Origin of the sequence: Serratia sp. CY82433, from assembly GCF_052166535.1 — a bacterium.
In the GTDB taxonomy this organism is placed as follows: Bacteria; Pseudomonadota; Gammaproteobacteria; order Enterobacterales; family Enterobacteriaceae; genus Serratia; species Serratia sarumanii.
Genome location: NZ_JBJNOR010000007.1, coordinates 37,777 through 57,819, shown reverse-complemented (window position 1 = coordinate 57,819; position 20,043 = coordinate 37,777). Strand labels below are relative to the sequence as shown.

The window sequence follows — 20,043 nt, the reverse complement described above, 5'->3', positions numbered from 1 at the left end:
TTCTCTGGTTAGCGATGTCAACACAGCGGCCTGCATGCAGACGCCCCGTTTGCCCGTCAGAGTATAGAGCTGCGCCCTAAAAAGCGCTTCAAAGCTGAGCCAGGCGGCGCAGCTGCTTTTTAATCCGCGCTTTGACGCAGCCGTAGGCGTCCGACGTCGCTGCCTGATGCCCCCGTTGCAAGCCGGCAGCATGCGGACCATTGTCGCTATGGCTCTGCGCATCGCCGCGAAAAGACAGCGTCAACAGAACGAGCAGCGTCGCCACGCCTGTATATATCAGCCGCCGCGAGGTGCCCGCGAGCGGGGAACCGTCAGTCTGCATGTTTCGCGCCCTCTGTCATGATTTCGAATGGCTGCAAAATAACTGAAATTCCCTCTTGCTCCCTTAACGCGAGATTAAAGCCAGATTAAGGTTTGCTTAAGAACGTGCAGGCAGTGCAGGTTTCCCCGTTGTCTTCCCGTCAACGTTATAGTTAGATAAGCGCGACTCAAAGATCTCAGCGGAAAAAACGTGAACATACTGTTGGTGGAAGACGACCTGCAATTAGGCAAGGCGCTGTGCCGCGCATTGGAGCTGGCCGGCTTTAATTTATGCTGGGTGCGCCTGCTCGCCGACGCGGAAAATAAACTTTCATCCGGCGGGTTCGATTTGATGCTGTTGGATCTCACGCTGCCGGACGGCGACGGTTTGCAGAAGCTGATCGCCTGGCGGGCCGCCGGGCAAAATATCCCGATCATCATCCTGACCGCTCGCGACCGCATCGAAAGCCTGGTGAACAGCCTGGACTCCGGCGCGGACGACTTTCTGGCCAAACCCTTTGCGCTACTCGAACTCATCTCGCGCGTCAAGGCGGTCAACCGGCGTATGGCCGGCTTTGCTTCGCAAACCTGGAGCCTCGGCACGCTGTATCTCGATCCGGTCAACCATCAGGTGACGCTGGATAACGAGCTGCTGATGCTGTCGAAAAAAGAGTATCACCTGCTGCATGAACTGATGCGCTGCGCCGGCACCGTGGTGCGCAAAGCGGTGTTGGAGCAGCGGCTGTTCGGCCACGGCGACAGTGTGGAAAGCAACTCGCTGGAAGTGCACATGCATAATTTACGGCGCAAGATCGGTAAAGAAAGGATTATTACCGTACGCGGCATTGGTTATTTGCTGAAGAAAGAGTAGCGGCATGATCGGTTTTAAATCCTTCTTTATGCGCACCATTATTTTCCAGGTGCTGGCCATTTTATTATTGTGGGGGCTCCTCGTCGCCTGGGTGAAATATTGGTATTACCCCGACATGGAGAAATATTTCGATAATCAGCAACGCATCGTCGCCGCAGGCATCGCCAATATTCTCGATGAAACCGGCACTGACAATATCGATTATCTCGGCATCATCAAGACCATTGAAGGCATGTACATTGATTCCATCAATAATGGCATGCAGGATCAAATCGACTATCACCCGCTGTTCGTGGTTTATGATCGGGAAAACCGGATGCTTTACAGTTCGCTGACGCAGGGAGAACCGCTGCGCCTGCCGCCTTCGGTGCTGTCCGGCTCCGTTAAATACGCCGGCGCCAACTGGCATCTCGCCGGCAGTTGGAGCGAAAAGCGTCAGTATCGGGTCATCGTCGGCGAATCGTTCAACGATCGCACCACGCAGTTCGGCAATCCGGCGGAAAGCACCGCCGTACCGCTGCTGGGCATTCTGGCAGCCATCATCGTCACCTTGTTATTTACCGCCTATTTCAGCCTGCGGCCGCTGCGCCAGATCGCCCGCACCATCTCCGATCGCCAGCCGGGCAACCTATCGCCGATCAATGTCAGCGAGCAGTATCAGGAAATCCGGCCGGTGGTGGTGGAGGTCAACAAACTGATGGCACGCATCGACGCCGCCAATCAGCGCGAGAAACGCTTTATGGCCGATGCGGCGCACGAACTGCGCACGCCGATCGCCGCCGTGCTGGCGCAGCTGCATCTGCTGACCCAGGTCAGCGAGCAGCAGGAGCGCCGGGAGATCATCGGCGACATGCAGCAGGGGCTGGATCGCGCGGCGTCGCTGTCGCGCCAGCTGATCAACCTGGCCAAGCTGGAGGCGGAAGATTTTCCGCTGAAAATCGAGGCGGTGGACATCTACGCAGAGATCGGAAAATGCATCGCGCAGCACGTCCCCTATGCGCTGGAAAAGGATGTGGAACTCTCGCTCGACGGCAGCGAGGACGTGGTGGTAACCACCGATCGCCATGCGCTGATCGCCATCTTCACCAACCTGCTGGACAACGCACTCAAGTACGCGCCGCCCGGCAGCCGCATCGAAGCCCATATCCGTTCGCTGGCACCGCTCGGCTGCTATATTACGTTGCGCGACAACGGCCCCGGAGTGAGCGAAGAGCACCTTCCGCGCCTGTTTGAACGCTTTTACCGCGTGCCCGGCACGCAGCAGACCGGCAGCGGACTGGGATTGGCCATCGCCCGGAACCTGGCCGACAAGATCGGCGCGCAGCTGCGCGTCACCGAAGGCCTCGACGATCGCGGCATCGGTTTTATTATCGATTTGCCGGAAAGTTACCGGCCACAGACTGAGAGTGAACAACGATCATGAGCGCCCCTGTCCTGCTGCAACGGCAGCAACTCGACCGACTATGGGATATTGACCGCAGCGAAATCATCGACACCCTGTATCGCCTGCAGGACGGTAAACTGCAAGCCTACCCGGACTACTACGACGTGCGCGGTTGGGATCCGCACGACCGGGAAACCTATACGCCGATCCACGAAGCCTGCTTCGATCGCGGCGGCGCGTTTTTCGCGCGGTTCGAAGGCGAGGAGATCGTGGCGGCGGCGGCGTTGGACACCGAGCCGCGCGGCCCGCAGCGGGATCTGCGCCAGCTGCTGTTCTTTTATGTCAGCGCGCACAAACGCGGCCAGGGGTTAGGCAAGCAGCTGTTCCAGCTCTGCCTGCGTCAGGCGGCGCAAGAAGGCGCCGCCGGGCTGTACGTCTCCTCCATCCCCAACAAAAGCACCGTAGACTTCTATCTGGCGCAAGGGTGCCGGCTCATCGAGCGCCCGGATGCCGAGCTGTTCGCCCGCGAGCCGGAGGATATTCACCTGGTCTGCCCTTGCCGCTAGCGGCAGGAACTTAGCGGGCGATGCGTATCACCGAACGCACGTCGCTTTTCTTGTTCAGATCCCATACCTCGGCGATCTCCGCCAGCGCGTGCTCCTGCGTCTCGATAGTGAGTGCGCCCGTTACCGCCAGCGCCAGAATTTCGGTCGCGTAGCGCTGCATCTCCGGGATCGGCGGGAAGTTGCCGGTGCCGCTGCCGAGGATCTGCAGCTGATTGCTGCGCAGCACCGCCGCCGGCAGCCGGATGTCCGGCGCGGCCATCGAGCCGACGTTGACCAGGCGAATGCCGCGCCCGCCGGCGTAAGACGAGAGATCGTGATTATTGAGCGTCGCGAGCAGCGCTTCGGTCGCCGGGCCCCAGATATAATCGACGATCACCTGATAACCGCCCGGCCCCGCCGCCGCCGCGAAGGCCTGCGTCAGCGCCTCGCCCTGCAGGCTCAGATCCACCGTGGCATCCACGCCCAACGCTTCCAGCACGCTCAGCCGACGGCCGGCGGCAACGATGCGCCCGGCTCCCGCCTGACGCGCCGCGGCGACCGCCAGTTTGCCCGAGGTGCCGGTAGCGCCGATGATCAGCACCGTTTCACCGGGCTGCAGATCCGCCCGCCAGCGCAGCGGCAGCCAGGCGGCGAAGGCCGGATTGATCAGCGCCGCCGCCGTGGCGTCGTCCACCGCCTCCGGCACCGGCACCGTCCATGACGCGACGCTGCGCTCAGCCATCGCGCCGTAAGGGCGGCGGAAGGAGGCGAAATACACCCGTTGCCCGTCGGCCGTCCGGCCCACGCCGTCGGTGCCGGGTACGATCGGCAACTGCTTCGGGCTGGAGTAATGGGTGCCGGCGACGGTGGCGCGATCCAGCTGTTTGATGCCGGCCGCCAGAACGTCGATCGGCACTTCATTCGCCTGCGCCTGAGGCTCCTCAAAGGTGCCGAAAACCGGGGCTTGCCCCAGCGCTGTTACGATTGCCGCTTGCATGGTGACTCCTCAAATCGTGGGAACGTACGGGAAAGAATAGGCCGCAATAAAATAAAAAGGGACACCGCATGATGCGGTGTCCCCCGAACACAAACTTTGCCGAACGTGTTATTCGTAGTCGCTCATCGGCACGCAAGAGCAGAACAGGTTACGGTCGCCGTACACGTCATCCAGACGCTTAACGCTCGGCCAGTACTTGTTCTCGCGCACACCGGCCACCGGGAACACCGCCAGCTCACGGCTGTACGGATGCTGCCAGTCGTTAACCAGCTCAGCCTGCACGTGCGGCGCATTCACCAGCGGGTTGTCTTCCAGCGGCCATTCGCCTTTGGCGACGCGGTCGATCTCGCTGCGGATCGCCAGCATCGCATCGATAAAGCGATCCAGCTCCACTTTGCTTTCCGACTCGGTCGGCTCGACCATCAGCGTGCCCGCCACCGGGAACGACATGGTCGGCGCGTGGAAGCCGAAGTCGATCAGGCGCTTGGCGATGTCCATTTCGCTGATACCGGTCTCTTCCTTCAGCGGACGAATATCAAGGATACATTCGTGCGCCACGCGGTGATCGCGGCCGGTATACAGAATCGGATAGGCGTCTTTCAGGCGGGTAGCGATGTAGTTGGCATTCAGGATCGCCATCTGGCTGGCCTGCTTCAGGCCTTCCGCGCCCATCATGCGGATGTACATCCAGCTGATAGGCAGGATGGAGGCGCTGCCGAACGGCGCCGCGGAGACCGCGCCCTGCTGGGTGGTTACGCCGTCGATCTGCACGACGCTGTGGCCCGGCACAAACGGCGCCAGGTGCGCTTTCACGCCGATCGGGCCCATGCCCGGGCCGCCGCCGCCGTGCGGGATGCAGAAGGTTTTATGCAGGTTGAGGTGCGAAACGTCCGCGCCGATGTAGCCTGGCGTGGTGATACCCACCTGGGCGTTCATGTTGGCGCCGTCCAGATACACCTGGCCGCCGAACTGATGCACGATCTGGCACACTTCGCGGATGGTTTCTTCATACACGCCGTGGGTCGACGGGTAGGTCACCATGATGCAAGAGAGCTCTTCGCCCGCCTGCTCCGCCTTGACGCGCAGATCGTGCAGATCGATGTTGCCGTTCTTGTCGCAGGCGACCACCACCACGCTCATGCCCGCCATCTGGGCGGATGCCGGGTTGGTGCCGTGCGCGGAGCTCGGGATCAGGCAGACGTGACGGCCCGCTTCGTTGCGGCTTTCGTGGTAGCGGCGGATCGCCAGCAGGCCGGCGTATTCGCCCTGCGCGCCGGAGTTCGGCTGCATGCACACCGCGTCATAGCCGGTCAGTTGCACCAGCCACTGAGACAGTTGGCCGATCATCTGCTGGTAGCCGGCAGCCTGCTCCGGCGGGCAGAACGGGTGCAGCTCGGAGAATTCAGGCCAGGTGATCGGGATCATTTCCGCCGCGGCGTTCAATTTCATGGTGCAAGAGCCCAGCGGGATCATCGCCTGGTTCAGCGCCAGATCTTTGCGCTCCAAGCGATGCATATAGCGCATCATCTCGGTTTCGCTGTGATAGCGGTTGAATACCGGGTGGGTCAGGATCGGATCCTGACGCAGCATGGCGGCCGGGATCGATGGGCTGTTCTTGCTCACCGCCGCGTCCAACGCGTCGATGTCCAGGCCGTGGTTGTCGCCGGCCAGCAGTGCGAACAGCGTCTGCACGTCTTCGCGCGAGGTGGCTTCGTCCAGCGTGATGCCTACGGCGCCGTGGATATCGGTACGCAGGTTGATGCCGAAGCTCAGCGCGCGTTCCAGCACCGCCGCTTTGTCTTTCACTTCAACGGTCAGGGTGTCGAACCAGGTGTTGTGGCGCAGCGTCAGGCCGGCCTTCTGCAGCCCGGCGGCCAGAATGTCGGTCAGGCGATGGATACGCCCGGCGATGCGCTGCAGCCCCTGTGGGCCATGGTACACCGCGTACAGGCTGGCGATGTTGGCCAGCAGCACCTGCGAGGTACAGATATTCGAGTTGGCCTTTTCGCGGCGGATATGCTGCTCGCGGGTCTGCATCGCCATGCGCAGCGCGGTGTTGCCGGCGGCATCGCGGGAAACGCCGATGATGCGGCCCGGCATCGAGCGCTTGAACTCGTCGCGGCAGGCGAAGAAGGCGGCGTGCGGGCCGCCGTAGCCCATCGGCACGCCGAAGCGCTGCGCGGAGCCGAACACCACGTCGGCGCCCTGCTTGCCCGGCGCTGTCAGCAGCACCAGGGCCATGATGTCGGCGGCCACGCTGGTGATGATTTTGCGCGATTTCAGTTCGGCCAGCAGCGCGCTGTAGTCGTGCAGCTCGCCGGTGGTGCCCACCTGTTGCAGCAGCACGCCGAACACGCCGTCCAGCTCCAGCACTTTTTCCGCTTTATCGACGATGACGTCGAAGCCGAAGGTTTCGGCGCGGGTGCGCACCACGTCCAGCGTCTGCGGATGCACGTCGTCAGCCACGAAGAAGCGGTTGGCGTCTTTCAGCTTGCTGGCGCGTTTGGCCAAGGCCATCGCTTCGGCGGCGGCGGTAGCTTCATCCAGCAGCGAAGCGGAAGCCAGATCCAGGCCGGTCAGATCGAGGGTCACGGTCTGGAAGTTCAGCAGCGCTTCCAGACGGCCCTGCGACACTTCCGGCTGATAAGGGGTGTAAGCGGTGTACCAGCCCGGATTTTCCAGCATGTTGCGCAGGATCACCGGCGGCGTCAGCACGGCGCTGTAGCCCATGCCGATATAGGATTTGTAGCGCTGATTCTGCGAGGCGATCGCCTTCAGCTCAGCCAGCGCCTGGTGTTCGGTCGCCGCGTCGCCGACCGGCGGCGGCCCCGGCAGCTGAATGTCCGCCGGCACGATCTGTTGGATCAGCGCGCTGAGCGAGCGAGCGCCCACCGCTGCCAGCAACTCCTGGCGTTGTTCCGCAGAAGAGCCGATGTGGCGTTCGATGAACGCTTCGCTGTGTTCGAGTTGGCTGAGTGTCTGGGTCATTGCTACAAATTCCTGAATGCTTGCGTGATACGGGATATAGCTTGAGCGGTAACTAAAACGCCCCGGCCGAAAGGCCTGGGGCGTGGTCACGATTACTCGTCGATCGAGGCCTGATAAGCCGCGGCGTCCAGCAGGTTCGCCAGTTCGCCTTCGTCGGCGGCTTTAATCTGGAACAGGAAGCCGTCACCGTAAGGTTCGCTGTTGACCAGCTCCGGGGAGCTTTCCAGCTCGCCGTTCACCGCCACGATTTCGCCGCTGATTGGCGCGTAAATGTCCGACGCCGCCTTGACGGACTCCGCCACGGCACAATCTTCACCGGCGGCGACGCGGCGGCCCACTTCCGGCAGATCGACAAACACCATATCGCCCAGCAGTTCCTGCGCGTGTTCGGTGATGCCTACGGTGTAAACGCCGTTACCTTCTGCACGAACCCACTCGTGGGAGGATGCGTATTTCAATTCTGTTGGCACATTGCTCATCGCCGGTTACTCCTTCGAAGAAATAAAAGAATCAATCAATAAAAAATCAATTTGTCAGCGGCTTGCCGGCGCGAACGAAACCGGGCTTGGTCACTTTGACCGGCATTTCACGGTTGCGGATCTGCACGATGGCCTGCTCGCCGATACCTGCCGGCACGCGCGCCAGCGCGATGCTGAAGCCCAGCGTCGGAGAGAACGAACCGCTGGTGATCACGCCTTCGTGGGTTTGCCCCGCCGCGTCGGTGAAACGCACCGGCAGCTCATTACGTAATACGCCTTTTTCCGTCATGATCAAGCCGACCAGTTGCTCGGTGCCCTGCTCGCGCTGTTGTTCCAGCGCTTCGCGGCCGATGAAACGACGATCTTCCGGCTGCCAGGCGATGGTCCAGCCCATGTTGGCGGCCAGCGGTGAAATGCCTTCGTCCATCTCTTGCCCGTAGAGGTTCATGCCCGCTTCCAGACGCAGCGTGTCGCGCGCGCCCAGACCGGCCGGCTTGACGCCCGCGGCCAGCAATTTTTGCCAGAAATCCGCCGCCTGCGCTTTCGGCAGCGCGATCTCATAGCCGGCCTCGCCGGTGTAACCGGTGGTGGCGATGAACAGCTCGCCGGCCTGCACGCCGAAGAACGGCTTCATGCCTTCAACCGCACTTTTTTGTTCCGGGGTGAACAACGTGCCGGCGCGCTCTTTGGCCTGCGGGCCCTGCACCGCGATCAGCGCCAGATCGTCGCGCACCGTCAGCGCGACGCCATACGGCGCGGCGTGCTCTTCAATCCAGGCCAGGTCTTTGTCGCGCGTGGCGGAGTTCACCACCAGGCGGAAATAGTCTTCAGTGAGGAAATAAACGATCAGGTCGTCAATCACGCCGCCGGAGGCATTCAGCATGCCGGTGTACAGCGCCTTGCCGGGTTGGGTCAGTTTGGCGACGTCGTTCGCCAGCAGGTAGCGCAGGAACTCGCGGGTGCGGGCGCCGTGCAGATCCACGATGGTCATGTGAGACACGTCGAACATGCCGGCATCCTGACGCACCGCGTGGTGCTCATCAAGCTGCGAGCCGTAGTGCAGCGGCATCATCCAGCCGTGAAAGTCTACCATGCGCGCACCGCACGCCACGTGCTGGTCGTACAGTGGGGTTTGCTTTGCCATCTTTTCCCTCTTTCCACTCGTCGCTAGAAGTTAGGGTGCTGCCACGCAATGCGGCGGAGCCTGGCTCGCGGCCCGATCGCCATGGCGCACTGACTGCTCAACACAAATGCTGCGCCGGGACGGGCGGAAACTGCGTGCAACCGCCGTGACGCAAACGATACCTTTCCCTCGAACTTATCACCGAACGACCACATTAACCATAAGTTAAAATAGGCTCATCGCCGTTCCGGGGCGGTAAAATGCCGGGCTAGTGTGCAGAGTTTTTCACTGGAAAAATGCGCTTTAAGGCACAAAATTAACAATTAAAGCGGCAAAACTCCGAAGTTATATAACAAACCGACGGCCGCACATGAGATTCCGACTTTTGATAACCGGACATGGAATTAGAAAAAGTAATGATAAAAAGCGGCTGAAATTAGATTATTTCAAATGAAGGGTTATATAAGGAAAAACGATGGCATAAGGCAAGAAGCGCGAGCCCGCGGAGGGCTCGCAGAAGGCAGGATGTCAGGCAAGCCACTCGGGCAGATCGTTCAGGCCCATCGCCTGACGCACCAGCTTCGGCTTGACGCCCGGCAGGCTGTCCGCCAGCCGCAGGCCCACGTCGCGCAGCAGCTTTTTGGCCGGGTGGTTGCCGTCGAACAGTTCGCGGAACCCCTGCATGCTGGCCAGCATTACCGCCGCGCCATGTTTGCGGCGGCGCTCATAGCGGCGCAGATAGAGGTGCTGGCCGATATCCTTGCCCTGCCGCTGCAGGCGGCGCAGTTCGGAAATCAGCTCGGCGGCGTCCATAAAGCCCAGATTCACGCCCTGCCCGGCCAACGGATGCACGGTATGCGCCGCATCGCCCACCAGCGCCAGGCGGTGCGCGGCGAAACTGCGCGCATAGCGGCCGGTCAGCGGGAACGCCAGCCGTTCGCTTTCCAGGCTGCAAGCCCCCAGGCGCATGTCGAAGGCCATCGCCAGTTCGCGGTTGAACTGCGCCGGTTCCAGCTGCTTGAGCCGCTCGGCGTCTTCCGGCGTCACCGACCAGACGATGGAGCTCAAATGCGGATCGCTGAACGGCAGGAACGCCAGAATGCCGTCGCCGTGGAAAATTTGCCGCGCCGTCGCCTGATGCGGCTCTTCGGTGCGAATGGTGGCGACCAGCGCATGGTGGCGATAATCCCAGAAGGTAAGCGGAATGTCGGCGTGCTGGCGCAGCCACGACTGGGCGCCGTCGGCGCCGATCATTAGGCGGGCAGTCAGCATGCGGCCATCCTCCAGCGTGACGAAAGCGTCGTTCTCGCCCCATGCCACCTGCTTGAGCGCGGCCGGGGTAATCAGCGTGATGTCCGACAGGCTTTCGGCGCGTTTCCACAGCGCCTGCTGGATCACCGAGTTTTCGATGATGTGGCCAAGATGGCTGAAGCCGCACTCGTCGCCGCGGAAGGCGATTTTGCCGAAGCTGTCGCGATCCCACACTTCCATCGCGTTGTAAGCGCTGGCGCGCAGCTGGAGAATGTCATCCCACACGCCGATATGCTGCAGCAAACGCTCGCTGGCGGCATTGATGGCGGAGACGCGCAGCGCTGGCTGCTCCGACGGCGGCGCCATGTCCGGCTGGCGCTGCTCCAGCACCGCCACGCGCAGCCCGCTGCCCTGCAGGCCGCAGGCCAACGCCAGCCCCACCATACCGCCACCGGCGATAATCACGTCAAATGATTGCATGCTGCTCGATTTCCTTAAATAACGCGCGACGCCTTGCCGCGCCGCGTTTTGGGCGCGCCACAGGGCGCCCGATTCTGTGTCTAACGTTCCACCCAGCCGAGCGTGCGCTTGGCGAAGGCGTCGCGCACCGCCGGCAAACGCTCCATCGCCATCAGCCCCAGGTTGCGGCCGACCACCAGCGGGGCATACCGGTTGGCGAACAGGCGGATCAATCCGTCGGTCACGCCGATCGTCGCCTGCTGATCGTTTTGCCGCCGCTGCTGATAGCGGCTCAGCAGCGCATAACCACCGGCGTCTTCGCCACTGTCCATCGCTTCTGCCAGCGTTTCCGCCAGCGACATCACGTCGCGCAGACCGAGGTTGAACCCCTGCCCGGCGATCGGATGCAGCGTCTGCGCCGCGTTGCCCACCAGCGCCAGACGATGGCTGACATGCCGATCGGCGGTCAGCAGGCTGAGCGGATAGCTGTGCCGTTTACCGGCCTTGAGGATGCGCCCCAGCCGCCAGCCGAAGGCCTGTTGCAGCTCGGCGATAAATCGCTCGTCGTCCCAAGCATCCACCCGGGCGCGATCTTCGCGCGCATGGCACCACACCAAAGAACTGCGCCCCTGCGACATCGGCAGCAGCGCCAGCGGCCCGTAGCGGGTAAAACGCTCGAAGGCGCGCCCCTGCGGATCCTCCGCCGTGGTGACGTTGGCGATGGTGGCGAACTGCGGATAGTCCTCCTGCCGCCACTGCACGTTGCAGGCCTGCGCCAGCGCCGAACGCGAACCGTCGGCCGCCACCAGCAGTTGCCCGCACAGGCGCAGACCGGTATCCAGTTGTACTTCCGCCCGCTCTGCGGTGCGAATCACGTCCACCACCCGCGCGGGGCAGTGCAGCGTAACACCTGGCGCCTTCGCCAGCAGCGCGAACAGCCGCTGCCCGGCGTCATGCAGTTCGATCACCTGACCGAGCGCATCGACCTGATAATCCTGCGCCTGCAGATTCACGAAACCGGCGTGGCCGCGATCGCTGACGTGCACCTGAGCGATCGGCGTAGCGCAGTCGCGCAGCGCCGGCCAAACGCCGATGCGCGCCAGCTGTTGGCAAGTGCCCTGCGCCAGTGCGATGGCGCGGGCGTCAAAGCCCGGATGGCTGCGGCCGTCCGGCCGAGTCGCCTCGACCAGATCCACCGCCATTCTTCCCTGAGTAAGCGACGAGATAGCCAGCGCCAGCGTCGCACCCGCCATACCGCCACCAACGATAATTACGCTCATTTTATGACCTTGCCGCCGCCATCAATGCTTCGATGGCATCGGCGTCTTTCACCACGGTGGCGGTCAGGTTTTCATTGCCGTCGGCGGTGATCACGATGTCGTCCTCGATGCGGATGCCGATGCCGCGGTATTCCGCCGGCACGTCCGCATCCGGCGCAATGTACAGCCCCGGTTCCACGGTCAGCACCATGCCCGGCTCCAGCAGCCGATCGCGGCTCGGCGTGCCGTAGTGGCCGACGTCGTGCACGTCGAGGCCCAGCCAGTGGCTCAGCCCGTGCATGAAGAACTGCCGGTGCGCCTGCTCGGCGATAAGCTGATCGACTTCACCTTTCAATACGCCCAGTTCCACCAGCCCGACCACCATGATGCGCACCACTTCGTCGTTGACTTCGCGGATGCTGGTGCCGGGTTTAAACAGTTCCAAAGCGCGCTGCAGCGACGCCAGCACGATGTCGTACACCGCGCGCTGCGGCTTGCTGAACTTGCCGTTGACCGGGAAGGTGCGGGTGATGTCGCCGGCATACCCCTGGTACTCACAACCGGCGTCGATCAGCACCAGATCGCCGTCGCGCATCTGGCTCTCGTTCTCGGTGTAGTGCAGGATACAGCCGTTTTCGCCGCTGCCGACGATGGTGTTGTAAGACGGGTAGCGGGCGCCGAGGCGGGTGAATTCATGGTGAATTTCCGCTTCCAGCTGGTATTCGAACATGCCCGGGCGGCATTTTTCCATCGCGCGGGTGTGCGCCAGCGCGCTGATCTCACCGGCGCGACGCATCACCGCCAGCTCTTCCGGCGATTTGAACAGGCGCATGTCATGCAGCCACGGCCGCCAGTCGGTCACGGTGGCCGGCGCCTGCAGATTCTGGCGGAACCCCTTGCGCAGCTTGTCCAACGCGCCGAACAGGATCTGATCGGCATAGGCGTATTCGCCCTGCGCGTGGTAGACCACGTCCAGGCCGTTGAGCAGCAGGTGCAGCTGGTCATTGATTTCATCGAACGGCAGCGCGCGATCCACGCCCAGCTTCGCCGGCGCGGCGTCTTGCCCCAGGCGGCGGCCAAACCAGATTTCCGCCGTCAGATCGCGCACCCGGTTGAACAGCACGCTGTGGTTGTGCGTTTCGTCGCTTTTGATCAGCACCAGCACCGCTTCCGGCTCATTGAAGCCGGTCAGGTACCAAAAGTCGCTGTTCTGCCGATAGGGATAGTCTGAATCTGCACTGCGCGTCGTTTCCGGCGCAGAGAAAATAACCGCCGCGCTGGCCGGCGCCATTTTCGCCAACAGCGCCTGACGGCGGTTGTTGAATTCCTGCTGAGTCATTACCTTCTCCTGAAATCATGCCATCCGCATCGCCGGCGGAGGGCCGATAGGACGTTTAGTGCAACGTCGGTTTGATGTTTTCCGGCGCCGTTGGCTTGTGACGGGTGAATTCGCCGTAGCACATGATGGCGGCAACCCGCACATACTCCGCCACTTCTTCCAGCGACTGCTCCAATTCTTCCTGATCTTCGTCTTCGTCGTAGCCCAGCTGCGCGATGTTGCGCAGATCGTCGATCGCTTCACCGACTTCGTCTTTCACCTGGGCCAGTTTGGGCTGCATCATGCCCAGCCCGAGCAGGAAGTGGTTGACCCAACCGGCCAACGCGTCGGCGCGATCGAACACGCTGACGGCTTCCCCTTCCGGCAACATCAGTTGGAACAGGAATTCGTCGTCTTCCAGCGTTTCGCGCGTCACTTCATACAGCTGTTGCAGCGGTTGGCTGAGCGCCTGCGGGAAGGCGACGCCTTCGTTGGTCAGATCGTGCACCAGCGCCTGCCAGCCGGCATCACGGCTGCCGCCGCACAGCAGGCCGCTGATCAGGCCGTGCATTTCTGCCGCGGTCAGCGCCACCGACTGCTGGTTGAGGGCCACGGTCAAAGATTGGTAACTTGGAAATGTATTCTGTATAGACATGCGCATTCGTCATCGTTGGCAGGATAAGTTCGTGTTATGCTACCACCAAGGTCCGTCGCTATACCAGATAAGCGCGACACCTCAGTGGCTAGTTATAATCGCGATGTGGCAGGTTTCACACTGCGCCGGCGGGTAACGAAAGTGCGGTAAATACGCATTTTGAAACCCTTTTTTGACTGGCAATGTGCGCCACAGTAGATTACAACCAGGTACTGAAAAAGGGGTTGTATCTTGGTACCGAGGTATATATAGTGGCGCCCGCTTTGACGGCCCGGCCAGGGCGGACAAGGCTGGCGCGAAATTTAGGCAGGAAGGTGGCATGTCTGCACAACCGGTAGATATTCAAATTTTTGGCCGCTCGTTAAGAGTCAATTGCCCGCCAGAACAACAAGATGCGTTGAATATGGCGGCGGACGATCTTAACCAACGGTTGCAAGATCTTAAAGTTCGCACTAGAGTCTCCAATACTGAGCAACTGGTTTTCATCGCGGCATTGAACGTCTGTCACGAACTTGCTCAAGAACGGTTGAAAACCCGTGACTATGCGTCCAATATGGAACAACGCATACGGATGCTGCAGCAGACCATTGAACAAGCGTTGCTTGAACAAGGTCGCATCTCTGAACGTCAGGATGCACAATTCGAATAACTTAAGTTGTTGAAATCACAGTTTCGGCAACGAGTACAAAATTTCTCTGAGATGTTCGCCAGCGGGCCAGTCCCCTGAGCCGATATTTAGTACAAACAGAATGTGTTGCTCCGCGATCGGTGAGCACGCTCGGTGCGCCGAGAAGCCTTAAGATTGCGACGGCACGTTCACCTTGAACCATGGGTTCAAGGGTTACAGCCTGCGACGGCATCTCGGAGATTCCCCTTCTCAGCGGTTTATGTGTGCCGAACGCCACACTGAGCAAGCCTGATACGATGCCTTTTCAACCCCAATTCGCGCAGCAGCGCCAAGCCATTCGTCAACTCATACGCCAACGTCGGCGCGAGCTTACGCCGGGCCAGCAACGCTTTGCCGCAGACAAGATAGCCGAGCGCCTCGTCGCGCATACGCACATTAAGGCGGCGCACAGCATCGCGGTATTCCTGTCGTTTGACGGTGAACTCGACACCGGGCCGCTGATCGAGCAACTGTGGACGCTCGGCAAACGGGTTTACCTGCCGGTGCTGCACCCGTTCAGCCCGGGCCACCTGCTGTTCCTGCGCTATGCGCCGGAAACGCCGCTGGTGCGCAATCGCTTCAATATTCTCGAACCGCGCCTCGATGTGCGCCAGGTGCTGCCGCTGGGCGAGTTGGACGTCGTGCTGACGCCGCTGGTGGCGTTCGATCATACCGGGCAGCGTCTGGGCATGGGCGGCGGCTTTTACGATCGCACCCTGCAAAACTGGCGCAGCGGCGGCCCCTATCCTATCGGCCTAGCCCATGATTGCCAGCAGGTGGAGCGCCTGCCGATCGAGCACTGGGATATCCCGCTGCCGGAAATCCTCACCCCGCTCTGCAGCTGGGCGTGGCACGAGCCCAAATAGCAAAAGGCCGGATCGCTCCGGCCTTTTTCGTTGCGGCGAGCCGCCGAATCAGAACAGCAGACGGGCGCGAATGGTGCCGTCGATGGCCTTCATGCGCTGCAGCGCGGCGTCGGCACGCGCGGTTTCCGCTTCAATGTCGATCACCACGTAGCCAATTTCCGGCCCGGTTTGCAGATACTGTGCGGCGATGTTAACCCCCTCTTCGGCGAAGATCTGGTTAATCTGCGTCAGCACGCCCGGGCGGTTTTCGTGGATGTGCAGCAGGCGGCTGGCGTTCGGGCCATGCGCCGGCAGCGACACTTCCGGGAAGTTGACGGCGGACAGGGTCGACCCGTTGTCGGAGTATTTCGCCAGCTTGCCGGCCACTTCGTCGCCGATATTCTCCTGCGCTTCCTGCGTGGAACCGCCGATGTGCGGCGTCAGCAGCACGTTGTCGAACTCACACAGCGGCGAGTTGAACGGATCGCTGTTGGTCGCCGGCTCTTCCGGGAAGACGTCGATCGCCGCGCCCGCCAGGTGATTGCTGGCCAGCGCGTCGCACAACGCGGGAATATCCACCACGGTGCCGCGCGAGGCGTTGATCAGAATGGCGCCCGGTTTCATCAGCGCCAGCTCTTCCGCCCCCATCATGTTCTTGGTGGCCAGCGTTTCCGGCACGTGCAGCGTCACCACGTCGCTCATATTGAGCAGATCGGACAGATGGCGCACCTGCTGCGCGTTACCTAACGGCAGCTTGTTCTCGATGTCGTAGAAGAACACCTTCATGCCCAGCCCTTCGGCCAGAATGCCCAGCTGGGTGCCGATGTGGCCGTAGCCGATGATGCCCAGCTTTTTGCCGCGCGCCTCGTAGGAGCCCACGGCCAGTTTGTGCCACACGCCGCGGTGCGCCTTGGCGTTGGCGGCCGGAATGCCGCGCAGCATCAACAGCAGCTCGCCCAGCACCATTTCGGCCACGGATCGGGTATTGGAGAACGGGGCGTTGAAGACCGGAATACCGCGCTTGGTCGCCGCTTTCAGATCAACCTGGTTGGTGCCGATGCAGAAGCAGCCCACCGCCACCAGTTTTTCTGCGGCGGCGAACACCTCTTCGGTCAGATGCGTACGCGATCGGATGCCGACGAAGTGCGCATCGCGGATGGATGCCTTCAGCGATTCGGTGTCTAACGCACCCTTGTGGTATTCGATGTTGGTATAACCGGCGGCACGTAAATTATCGACCGTGCTCTGATGAACCCCTTCCACCAACAGGAATTTAATCCTGTCTTTCTCCAATGATACTTTTGCCATTTACCCGACCCTATGTTCAGACTTCAGAAGCGGCTGTGACGACACAGCTCCCATCCAACATAACAAAAATAACGCGGGCGGCAATACAAACGATTGCCTGCCCGGCAGGACAAGGCGCAGCGTTGATGGCGGTTTACGGCAGAAAATGCCATAGGGAAAGTTTTCGGCAGAAGCTTTGGGGAGTCAGTTTTCACAATGTGACATAAGTCACCAAATTTGCCGTTTTTCAGAAAAGATATTTTAACCGAAGAATTATGCGGCCCGGCACTACCGGGCCACAAACGGCGGAGGTTTATTTGACCACTTTCACGCCTTCCGGGGTGCCGACCAGCGCCACGTCCGCGCCGCGGTTGGCGAACAGCCCCACGGTCACCACGCCGGCGATGCCGTTGATCTTGTTCTCCAGCGCGATGGCGTCGGTGATGCTCAGGTTATGCACATCGAGGATCACGTTGCCGTTGTCGGTCACCACGTTTTGGCGATACTCCGGCAGGCCGCCGAGTTTCACCAGCTCACGCGCCACGTAAGAGCGAGCCATCGGGATCACTTCCACCGGCAGCGGGAACTTGCCCAGCACGTCCACTTGCTTGCTGGCGTCGACGATGCAGATGAATTTCTTGGCGATGGCGGCGATGACCTTCTCGCGCGTCAACGCCGCGCCGCCGCCCTTGATCATCTGCATATGGCCGTTGATTTCGTCCGCGCCGTCCACGTAGATATCGAGCGAGTCCACTTCATTGCTGTCGAACACGTGAATGCCGAGGCTTTTCAGCTTGGCGGTGGAGGCGTCGGAGCTCGATACCGCGCCTTCGATCTGGTGCTTGATGGAGCCCAGCGCGTCAATAAAGTGGGCGGCGGTAGAACCGGTGCCGACCCCGACGATGGTGCCCGGCGTCACGTATTCCAGCGCTGCCCAGCCCACCGCTTTTTTCAGTTCATCCTGCGTCATAATATGTCCCTTGCCTCTGTACGAAAACGTGTGCGTATTATAGGGTAAAACGCTGTTTTTCACGCCGGCAGGATCACACTTATTTGCCGCAGCCCGCATTTTTAGCCGCTTAGCGGCGAGACGGGGGCGTGATTTTTCCACCTGCGCCGCGCGCAAAATGTGGCATAGTGCCGGTATCATTCTAATTTAAGGGATATCTTTCCGATGAAACGCCCAGACTATCGTACGCTGCAAGCGCTGGACGCGGTGATCCGTGAGCGCGGCTTCGAGCGCGCCGCTCAAAAACTCTGCATCACGCAATCGGCGGTATCCCAACGCATCAAACAGCTGGAAAACCTGTTCGGCCAACCGCTGCTGGTCCGTACCGTGCCGCCGCGCCCGACCGAACAAGGGCAAAAGCTGCTGGCGCTGCTGCATCAGGTGGAATTGCTGGAAGAAGAGTGGCTGGGCAACGACACCGGCGTCGATACGCCGCTGCTGCTGTCGCTGGCGGTCAACGCCGACAGTCTGGCAACCTGGCTGCTGCCGGCGCTGAAGCCGGTGCTGGCGGATTCCCCCATTCGCCTGAATCTGCAGGTGGAAGATGAAACCCGCACCCAGGAGCGGCTGCGCCGCGGTGAGGTGGTGGGCGCGGTAAGTATTCAGCCGCAGCCGCTGCCGAGCTGCCTGGTGGATCGGCTGGGGGCGCTGGATTACCTGTTCGTGGCCTCCAGCGCCTTCGCCGAGCGCTATTTCCCGAGCGGCGTCACCCGCTCCGCGCTGCTGAAAGCGCCGGCGGTGGCCTTCGACCATCTCGACGACATGCATCAGGCGTTCCTGCAGCAGAACTTCGATCTGTCGCCGGGCAGCGTGCCCTGCCACATCGTGAACTCGTCAGAAGCCTTCGTGCAGCTGGCGCGTCAGGGCACCACCTGCTGTATGATCCCTCACCTGCAGATCGAAAAGGAGCTGGCATCCGGTGAACTGATCGATCTGACGCCGGGGCTGTACCAGCGCCGCATGCTGTACTGGCACCGCTTCGCGCCGGAAAGCCGCATGATGCGCAAAGTGACCGACGCGCTGCTGGAACACGGCCATCAGGTGCTGCGCCAGGATTAAAACGAAAAAAGGTTCGCCGCAGCGAACCTTTTCTTCAATACGAACACCTTACTGCGCGGCGTTGCGCTGCAGCTCGAACACCACATCCACCTGATCGTCGAAGTGAATGCTTTGCTGCTCATAGGTTTGCGCCGCGTCGCTTTCCGCCGCCGCACCGGCCGCCTTATACATCCGCGCCACCGGCATCGGCTGGTAGTTGGCAACCCGGTAGCGAATGCTGTACACCGGCCCCAGCTTGGCGTGGAAGCCTTTGGCCAGGGATTCGGCCTGCTGAGTCGCGTTCTCGATCGCTTTTTGCCGCGCCTGCTCGCGATACACGTCCGGCTTGGCGACGCCCAGCTCCACCGCGCGGATCTCGTTCAGGCCGGATTTCAGCGCGCCGTCCAGCAGCTCGTTCAGCTTGTCCAACTGACGCAGGGTCACCTGCACCTGACGCACCGCCCGGTAGCCCTTCAGCACCGACTCGCCGGTTTTCAGGTAGTCGTACTCCGGCTGGGTGCGCAGGTTGGCGGCGCTGATGTCTTTCTTCTCGATGTTGTTTTTCTGCAGGAAATCAAAGTACTGCGCTACGCGCTCGTCCACCTGCTTCTTCGCTTGGGCGGCGTCTTTGGAGGAAACGCTCACTTCGATCGCCAGGGTGGCGATATCCGGCGTGGCGTCCACGCTGGCGGTGCCGGAGGTGACGACGTGCGGCCCTTCAGGCACTTCAGCCGCCTGCAGCGCCATCGGTAACGTCCCTAATCCGACCATTGCGGCCATAGCCAATGCTTTTAGCTTCACAGTGTCTCCTTAATGACAGGCTGTCTCTGATCGCCGGCTTTTCCCTGTGAGAACCGCCGGATTCCTGGCATCAAACGTAGCATATCGCGCGGCGTTTTGAATTCGGATTAGTGGCAAATTCTTATAAATTTGCCCCCTGCCAGGCCAGCTGCAGCGCGATGCCCCACATCACCAGCCCGACCAGCGCGTTGATGATGCGCTGCGCCCGCTGGGTGTTCAGCCACGGCGCCAGCCAGGAGGCCAGCAGCGCCAGCCCGAAGAACCACACCGCCGACGCGCTGACCGCGCCGAGCGCGAACCAGGAGCGTACGTCCGCCGTCAGTTGCCCGCCCAGGCTGCCGAGCACCACAAAGGTATCCAGATAAACGTGCGGGTTCAGCCAGGTAACCGCCAGCATGGTGACCACGAGGCGCCAGCGGCTCTGCGCCAGCTCCTGCGCCGCGGCCTGCGCCGGTTGCGGGCTGAAGGCGGAACGGAACGCGCCCCAGCCGTACCACAGCAGAAACGCCACCCCGCCCCAGGTGACCAGCGCCAGCAGCAGCGGCGAGCGGGTCAGCAACGCGCTGCCGCCGAAAATACCGGCGCAGATCAGCACGATATCGCTCAACGCGCACAGCGAGGCGATCATCAAATGATACTGGCGGCGAATGCCCTGATTCATCACGAATACGTTCTGCGGGCCCAGCGGCAGGATCATGGCGGCGCTCAGGGCAAAACCCTGCAGGAAGACGGCTAACATGGGAGATTCCTCGAATGATAAAAGGCGC

General features: G+C 61.5%; 19 protein-coding genes and 1 other RNA gene. 7 read left to right on the top strand and 13 right to left on the bottom strand.

The window, feature by feature from the left end:
- Window positions 1–88: 88 nt before the first annotated feature.
- On the bottom strand, window positions 89–322 hold the full coding sequence (locus ACJ8PI_RS22415) for a hypothetical protein (RefSeq protein ID WP_033635850.1): 234 nt from the start codon (window positions 320–322) through the stop codon (window positions 89–91).
- 189 nt (window positions 323–511) lie between these two features.
- Here ACJ8PI_RS22415 and ACJ8PI_RS22410 point away from each other — a divergent pair, with 189 nt between their 5' ends.
- Genes ACJ8PI_RS22410 through ACJ8PI_RS22400 form a run of 3 tightly spaced genes read left to right on the top strand, consistent with a single transcriptional unit; the run spans window position 512 to window position 3,121 of the window.
- A complete protein-coding gene (locus tag ACJ8PI_RS22410) occupies window positions 512–1,171 on the top strand; it encodes a response regulator (RefSeq protein ID WP_033654056.1) in 660 nt (219 codons plus the stop codon).
- Window positions 1,172–1,175: 4 nt separating this feature from the next.
- The gene (locus tag ACJ8PI_RS22405; protein ID WP_039567272.1) at window positions 1,176–2,594 is read left to right on the top strand and encodes an ATP-binding protein; all 1,419 of its coding nucleotides are present in this window, start codon (window positions 1,176–1,178) and stop codon (window positions 2,592–2,594) included.
- Entirely contained in the window at window positions 2,591–3,121 is a 531-nt protein-coding gene (locus ACJ8PI_RS22400) for a GNAT family N-acetyltransferase (RefSeq protein ID WP_039567270.1), read from the top strand. The genes ACJ8PI_RS22405 and ACJ8PI_RS22400 overlap by 4 nt, the downstream gene beginning before the upstream one ends.
- Before the next feature lie 10 nt (window positions 3,122–3,131).
- Here the strand turns inward: ACJ8PI_RS22400 and ACJ8PI_RS22395 are convergent, their stop codons facing one another.
- The 8 genes from ACJ8PI_RS22395 to ACJ8PI_RS22360 form a co-directional block, all read right to left on the bottom strand.
- Window positions 3,132–4,097, bottom strand: coding sequence for a quinone oxidoreductase family protein (locus ACJ8PI_RS22395; RefSeq protein ID WP_033649435.1), 966 nt, complete (start codon window positions 4,095–4,097; stop codon window positions 3,132–3,134).
- A 108-nt stretch (window positions 4,098–4,205) separates the two neighbouring features.
- A complete protein-coding gene (gene gcvP, locus ACJ8PI_RS22390; RefSeq protein ID WP_074027063.1) occupies window positions 4,206–7,085 on the bottom strand; it encodes an aminomethyl-transferring glycine dehydrogenase in 2,880 nt (959 codons plus the stop codon).
- A 92-nt stretch (window positions 7,086–7,177) separates the two neighbouring features.
- Window positions 7,178–7,564: a glycine cleavage system protein GcvH gene (gene gcvH / locus ACJ8PI_RS22385; RefSeq protein WP_033635856.1), complete on the bottom strand. Its 387-nt coding sequence runs from the start codon at window positions 7,562–7,564 to the stop codon at window positions 7,178–7,180.
- A 46-nt stretch (window positions 7,565–7,610) separates the two neighbouring features.
- Entirely contained in the window at window positions 7,611–8,708 is a 1,098-nt protein-coding gene (gene gcvT / locus ACJ8PI_RS22380; RefSeq protein WP_103799319.1) for a glycine cleavage system aminomethyltransferase GcvT, read from the bottom strand.
- Between the two features lie 507 nt (window positions 8,709–9,215).
- Window positions 9,216–10,418: an FAD-dependent 2-octaprenylphenol hydroxylase gene (gene ubiI / locus ACJ8PI_RS22375; RefSeq protein ID WP_060422110.1), complete on the bottom strand. Its 1,203-nt coding sequence runs from the start codon at window positions 10,416–10,418 to the stop codon at window positions 9,216–9,218.
- An 80-nt stretch (window positions 10,419–10,498) separates the two neighbouring features.
- Window positions 10,499–11,677, bottom strand: a complete 1,179-nt coding sequence (gene ubiH / locus ACJ8PI_RS22370) for a 2-octaprenyl-6-methoxyphenyl hydroxylase (protein WP_049194814.1) — start codon at window positions 11,675–11,677, stop codon at window positions 10,499–10,501.
- Between the two features lies 1 nt (window position 11,678).
- Window positions 11,679–12,995 (bottom strand): Xaa-Pro aminopeptidase, encoded by a 1,317-nt coding sequence (pepP, locus tag ACJ8PI_RS22365; protein WP_041036580.1) that lies wholly within the window; start codon window positions 12,993–12,995, stop codon window positions 11,679–11,681.
- A 55-nt stretch (window positions 12,996–13,050) separates the two neighbouring features.
- A complete protein-coding gene (locus ACJ8PI_RS22360) occupies window positions 13,051–13,629 on the bottom strand; it encodes a YecA/YgfB family protein (RefSeq protein ID WP_033635861.1) in 579 nt (192 codons plus the stop codon).
- A 319-nt stretch (window positions 13,630–13,948) separates the two neighbouring features.
- Between ACJ8PI_RS22360 and zapA the strand changes: the two genes are divergently transcribed.
- The 3 genes from zapA (at window position 13,949) to ACJ8PI_RS22345 (ending at window position 15,162) form a co-directional block, all read left to right on the top strand.
- Entirely contained in the window at window positions 13,949–14,278 is a 330-nt protein-coding gene (zapA, locus tag ACJ8PI_RS22355; protein ID WP_004931621.1) for a cell division protein ZapA, read from the top strand.
- Window positions 14,279–14,318: 40 nt separating this feature from the next.
- Window positions 14,319–14,501, top strand: a non-coding RNA gene (gene ssrS, locus ACJ8PI_RS22350) — 6S RNA.
- 52 nt (window positions 14,502–14,553) lie between these two features.
- On the top strand, window positions 14,554–15,162 hold the full coding sequence (locus ACJ8PI_RS22345) for a 5-formyltetrahydrofolate cyclo-ligase (RefSeq protein WP_033638575.1): 609 nt from the start codon (window positions 14,554–14,556) through the stop codon (window positions 15,160–15,162).
- Between the two features lie 48 nt (window positions 15,163–15,210).
- Here the strand turns inward: ACJ8PI_RS22345 and serA are convergent, their stop codons facing one another.
- Complete coding sequence (gene serA / locus ACJ8PI_RS22340; RefSeq protein WP_025304156.1) at window positions 15,211–16,449, bottom strand: phosphoglycerate dehydrogenase; 1,239 nt, start codon at window positions 16,447–16,449, stop codon at window positions 15,211–15,213.
- Window positions 16,450–16,741: 292 nt separating this feature from the next.
- The gene (gene rpiA / locus ACJ8PI_RS22335; protein ID WP_041036586.1) at window positions 16,742–17,398 is read right to left on the bottom strand and encodes a ribose-5-phosphate isomerase RpiA; all 657 of its coding nucleotides are present in this window, start codon (window positions 17,396–17,398) and stop codon (window positions 16,742–16,744) included.
- 204 nt (window positions 17,399–17,602) lie between these two features.
- Here rpiA and ACJ8PI_RS22330 point away from each other — a divergent pair, with 204 nt between their 5' ends.
- The gene (locus ACJ8PI_RS22330) at window positions 17,603–18,496 is read left to right on the top strand and encodes a LysR family transcriptional regulator ArgP (protein WP_033635863.1); all 894 of its coding nucleotides are present in this window, start codon (window positions 17,603–17,605) and stop codon (window positions 18,494–18,496) included.
- Between the two features lie 48 nt (window positions 18,497–18,544).
- On the opposite strand, the gene ACJ8PI_RS22325 is transcribed toward ACJ8PI_RS22330, so the two are convergent.
- Both ACJ8PI_RS22325 and argO read right to left on the bottom strand, forming a co-directional pair.
- Entirely contained in the window at window positions 18,545–19,276 is a 732-nt protein-coding gene (locus ACJ8PI_RS22325; protein ID WP_025160209.1) for an oxidative stress defense protein, read from the bottom strand.
- Between the two features lie 121 nt (window positions 19,277–19,397).
- The gene (gene argO / locus ACJ8PI_RS22320) at window positions 19,398–20,015 is read right to left on the bottom strand and encodes an arginine exporter ArgO (RefSeq protein ID WP_025304159.1); all 618 of its coding nucleotides are present in this window, start codon (window positions 20,013–20,015) and stop codon (window positions 19,398–19,400) included.
- Between the last annotated feature and the right edge of the window lie 28 nt (window positions 20,016–20,043).

What these genes read in the sequence shown, in the direction of transcription:
- ACJ8PI_RS22415 (WP_033635850.1), bottom strand. Translation starts at nt 322, where the DNA reads ATGCAGACTGACGGTTCCCCGCTCGCGGGCACCTCGCGGCGGCTGATA.
- ACJ8PI_RS22405 (WP_039567272.1), top strand. Translation starts at nt 1,176, where the DNA reads ATGATCGGTTTTAAATCCTTCTTTATGCGCACCATTATTTTCCAGGTG.
- ACJ8PI_RS22400 (WP_039567270.1), top strand. Translation starts at nt 2,591, where the DNA reads ATGAGCGCCCCTGTCCTGCTGCAACGGCAGCAACTCGACCGACTATGG.
- ACJ8PI_RS22395 (WP_033649435.1), bottom strand. Translation starts at nt 4,097, where the DNA reads ATGCAAGCGGCAATCGTAACAGCGCTGGGGCAAGCCCCGGTTTTCGGC.
- gcvP (WP_074027063.1), bottom strand. Translation starts at nt 7,085, where the DNA reads ATGACCCAGACACTCAGCCAACTCGAACACAGCGAAGCGTTCATCGAA.
- gcvH (WP_033635856.1), bottom strand. Translation starts at nt 7,564, where the DNA reads ATGAGCAATGTGCCAACAGAATTGAAATACGCATCCTCCCACGAGTGG.
- gcvT (WP_103799319.1), bottom strand. Translation starts at nt 8,708, where the DNA reads ATGGCAAAGCAAACCCCACTGTACGACCAGCACGTGGCGTGCGGTGCG.
- ubiI (WP_060422110.1), bottom strand. Translation starts at nt 10,418, where the DNA reads ATGCAATCATTTGACGTGATTATCGCCGGTGGCGGTATGGTGGGGCTG.
- ubiH (WP_049194814.1), bottom strand. Translation starts at nt 11,677, where the DNA reads ATGAGCGTAATTATCGTTGGTGGCGGTATGGCGGGTGCGACGCTGGCG.
- pepP (WP_041036580.1), bottom strand. Translation starts at nt 12,995, where the DNA reads ATGACTCAGCAGGAATTCAACAACCGCCGTCAGGCGCTGTTGGCGAAA.
- ACJ8PI_RS22360 (WP_033635861.1), bottom strand. Translation starts at nt 13,629, where the DNA reads ATGTCTATACAGAATACATTTCCAAGTTACCAATCTTTGACCGTGGCC.
- zapA (WP_004931621.1), top strand. Translation starts at nt 13,949, where the DNA reads ATGTCTGCACAACCGGTAGATATTCAAATTTTTGGCCGCTCGTTAAGA.
- ACJ8PI_RS22345 (WP_033638575.1), top strand. Translation starts at nt 14,554, where the DNA reads ATGCCTTTTCAACCCCAATTCGCGCAGCAGCGCCAAGCCATTCGTCAA.
- serA (WP_025304156.1), bottom strand. Translation starts at nt 16,449, where the DNA reads ATGGCAAAAGTATCATTGGAGAAAGACAGGATTAAATTCCTGTTGGTG.
- rpiA (WP_041036586.1), bottom strand. Translation starts at nt 17,398, where the DNA reads ATGACGCAGGATGAACTGAAAAAAGCGGTGGGCTGGGCAGCGCTGGAA.
- ACJ8PI_RS22330 (WP_033635863.1), top strand. Translation starts at nt 17,603, where the DNA reads ATGAAACGCCCAGACTATCGTACGCTGCAAGCGCTGGACGCGGTGATC.
- argO (WP_025304159.1), bottom strand. Translation starts at nt 20,015, where the DNA reads ATGTTAGCCGTCTTCCTGCAGGGTTTTGCCCTGAGCGCCGCCATGATC.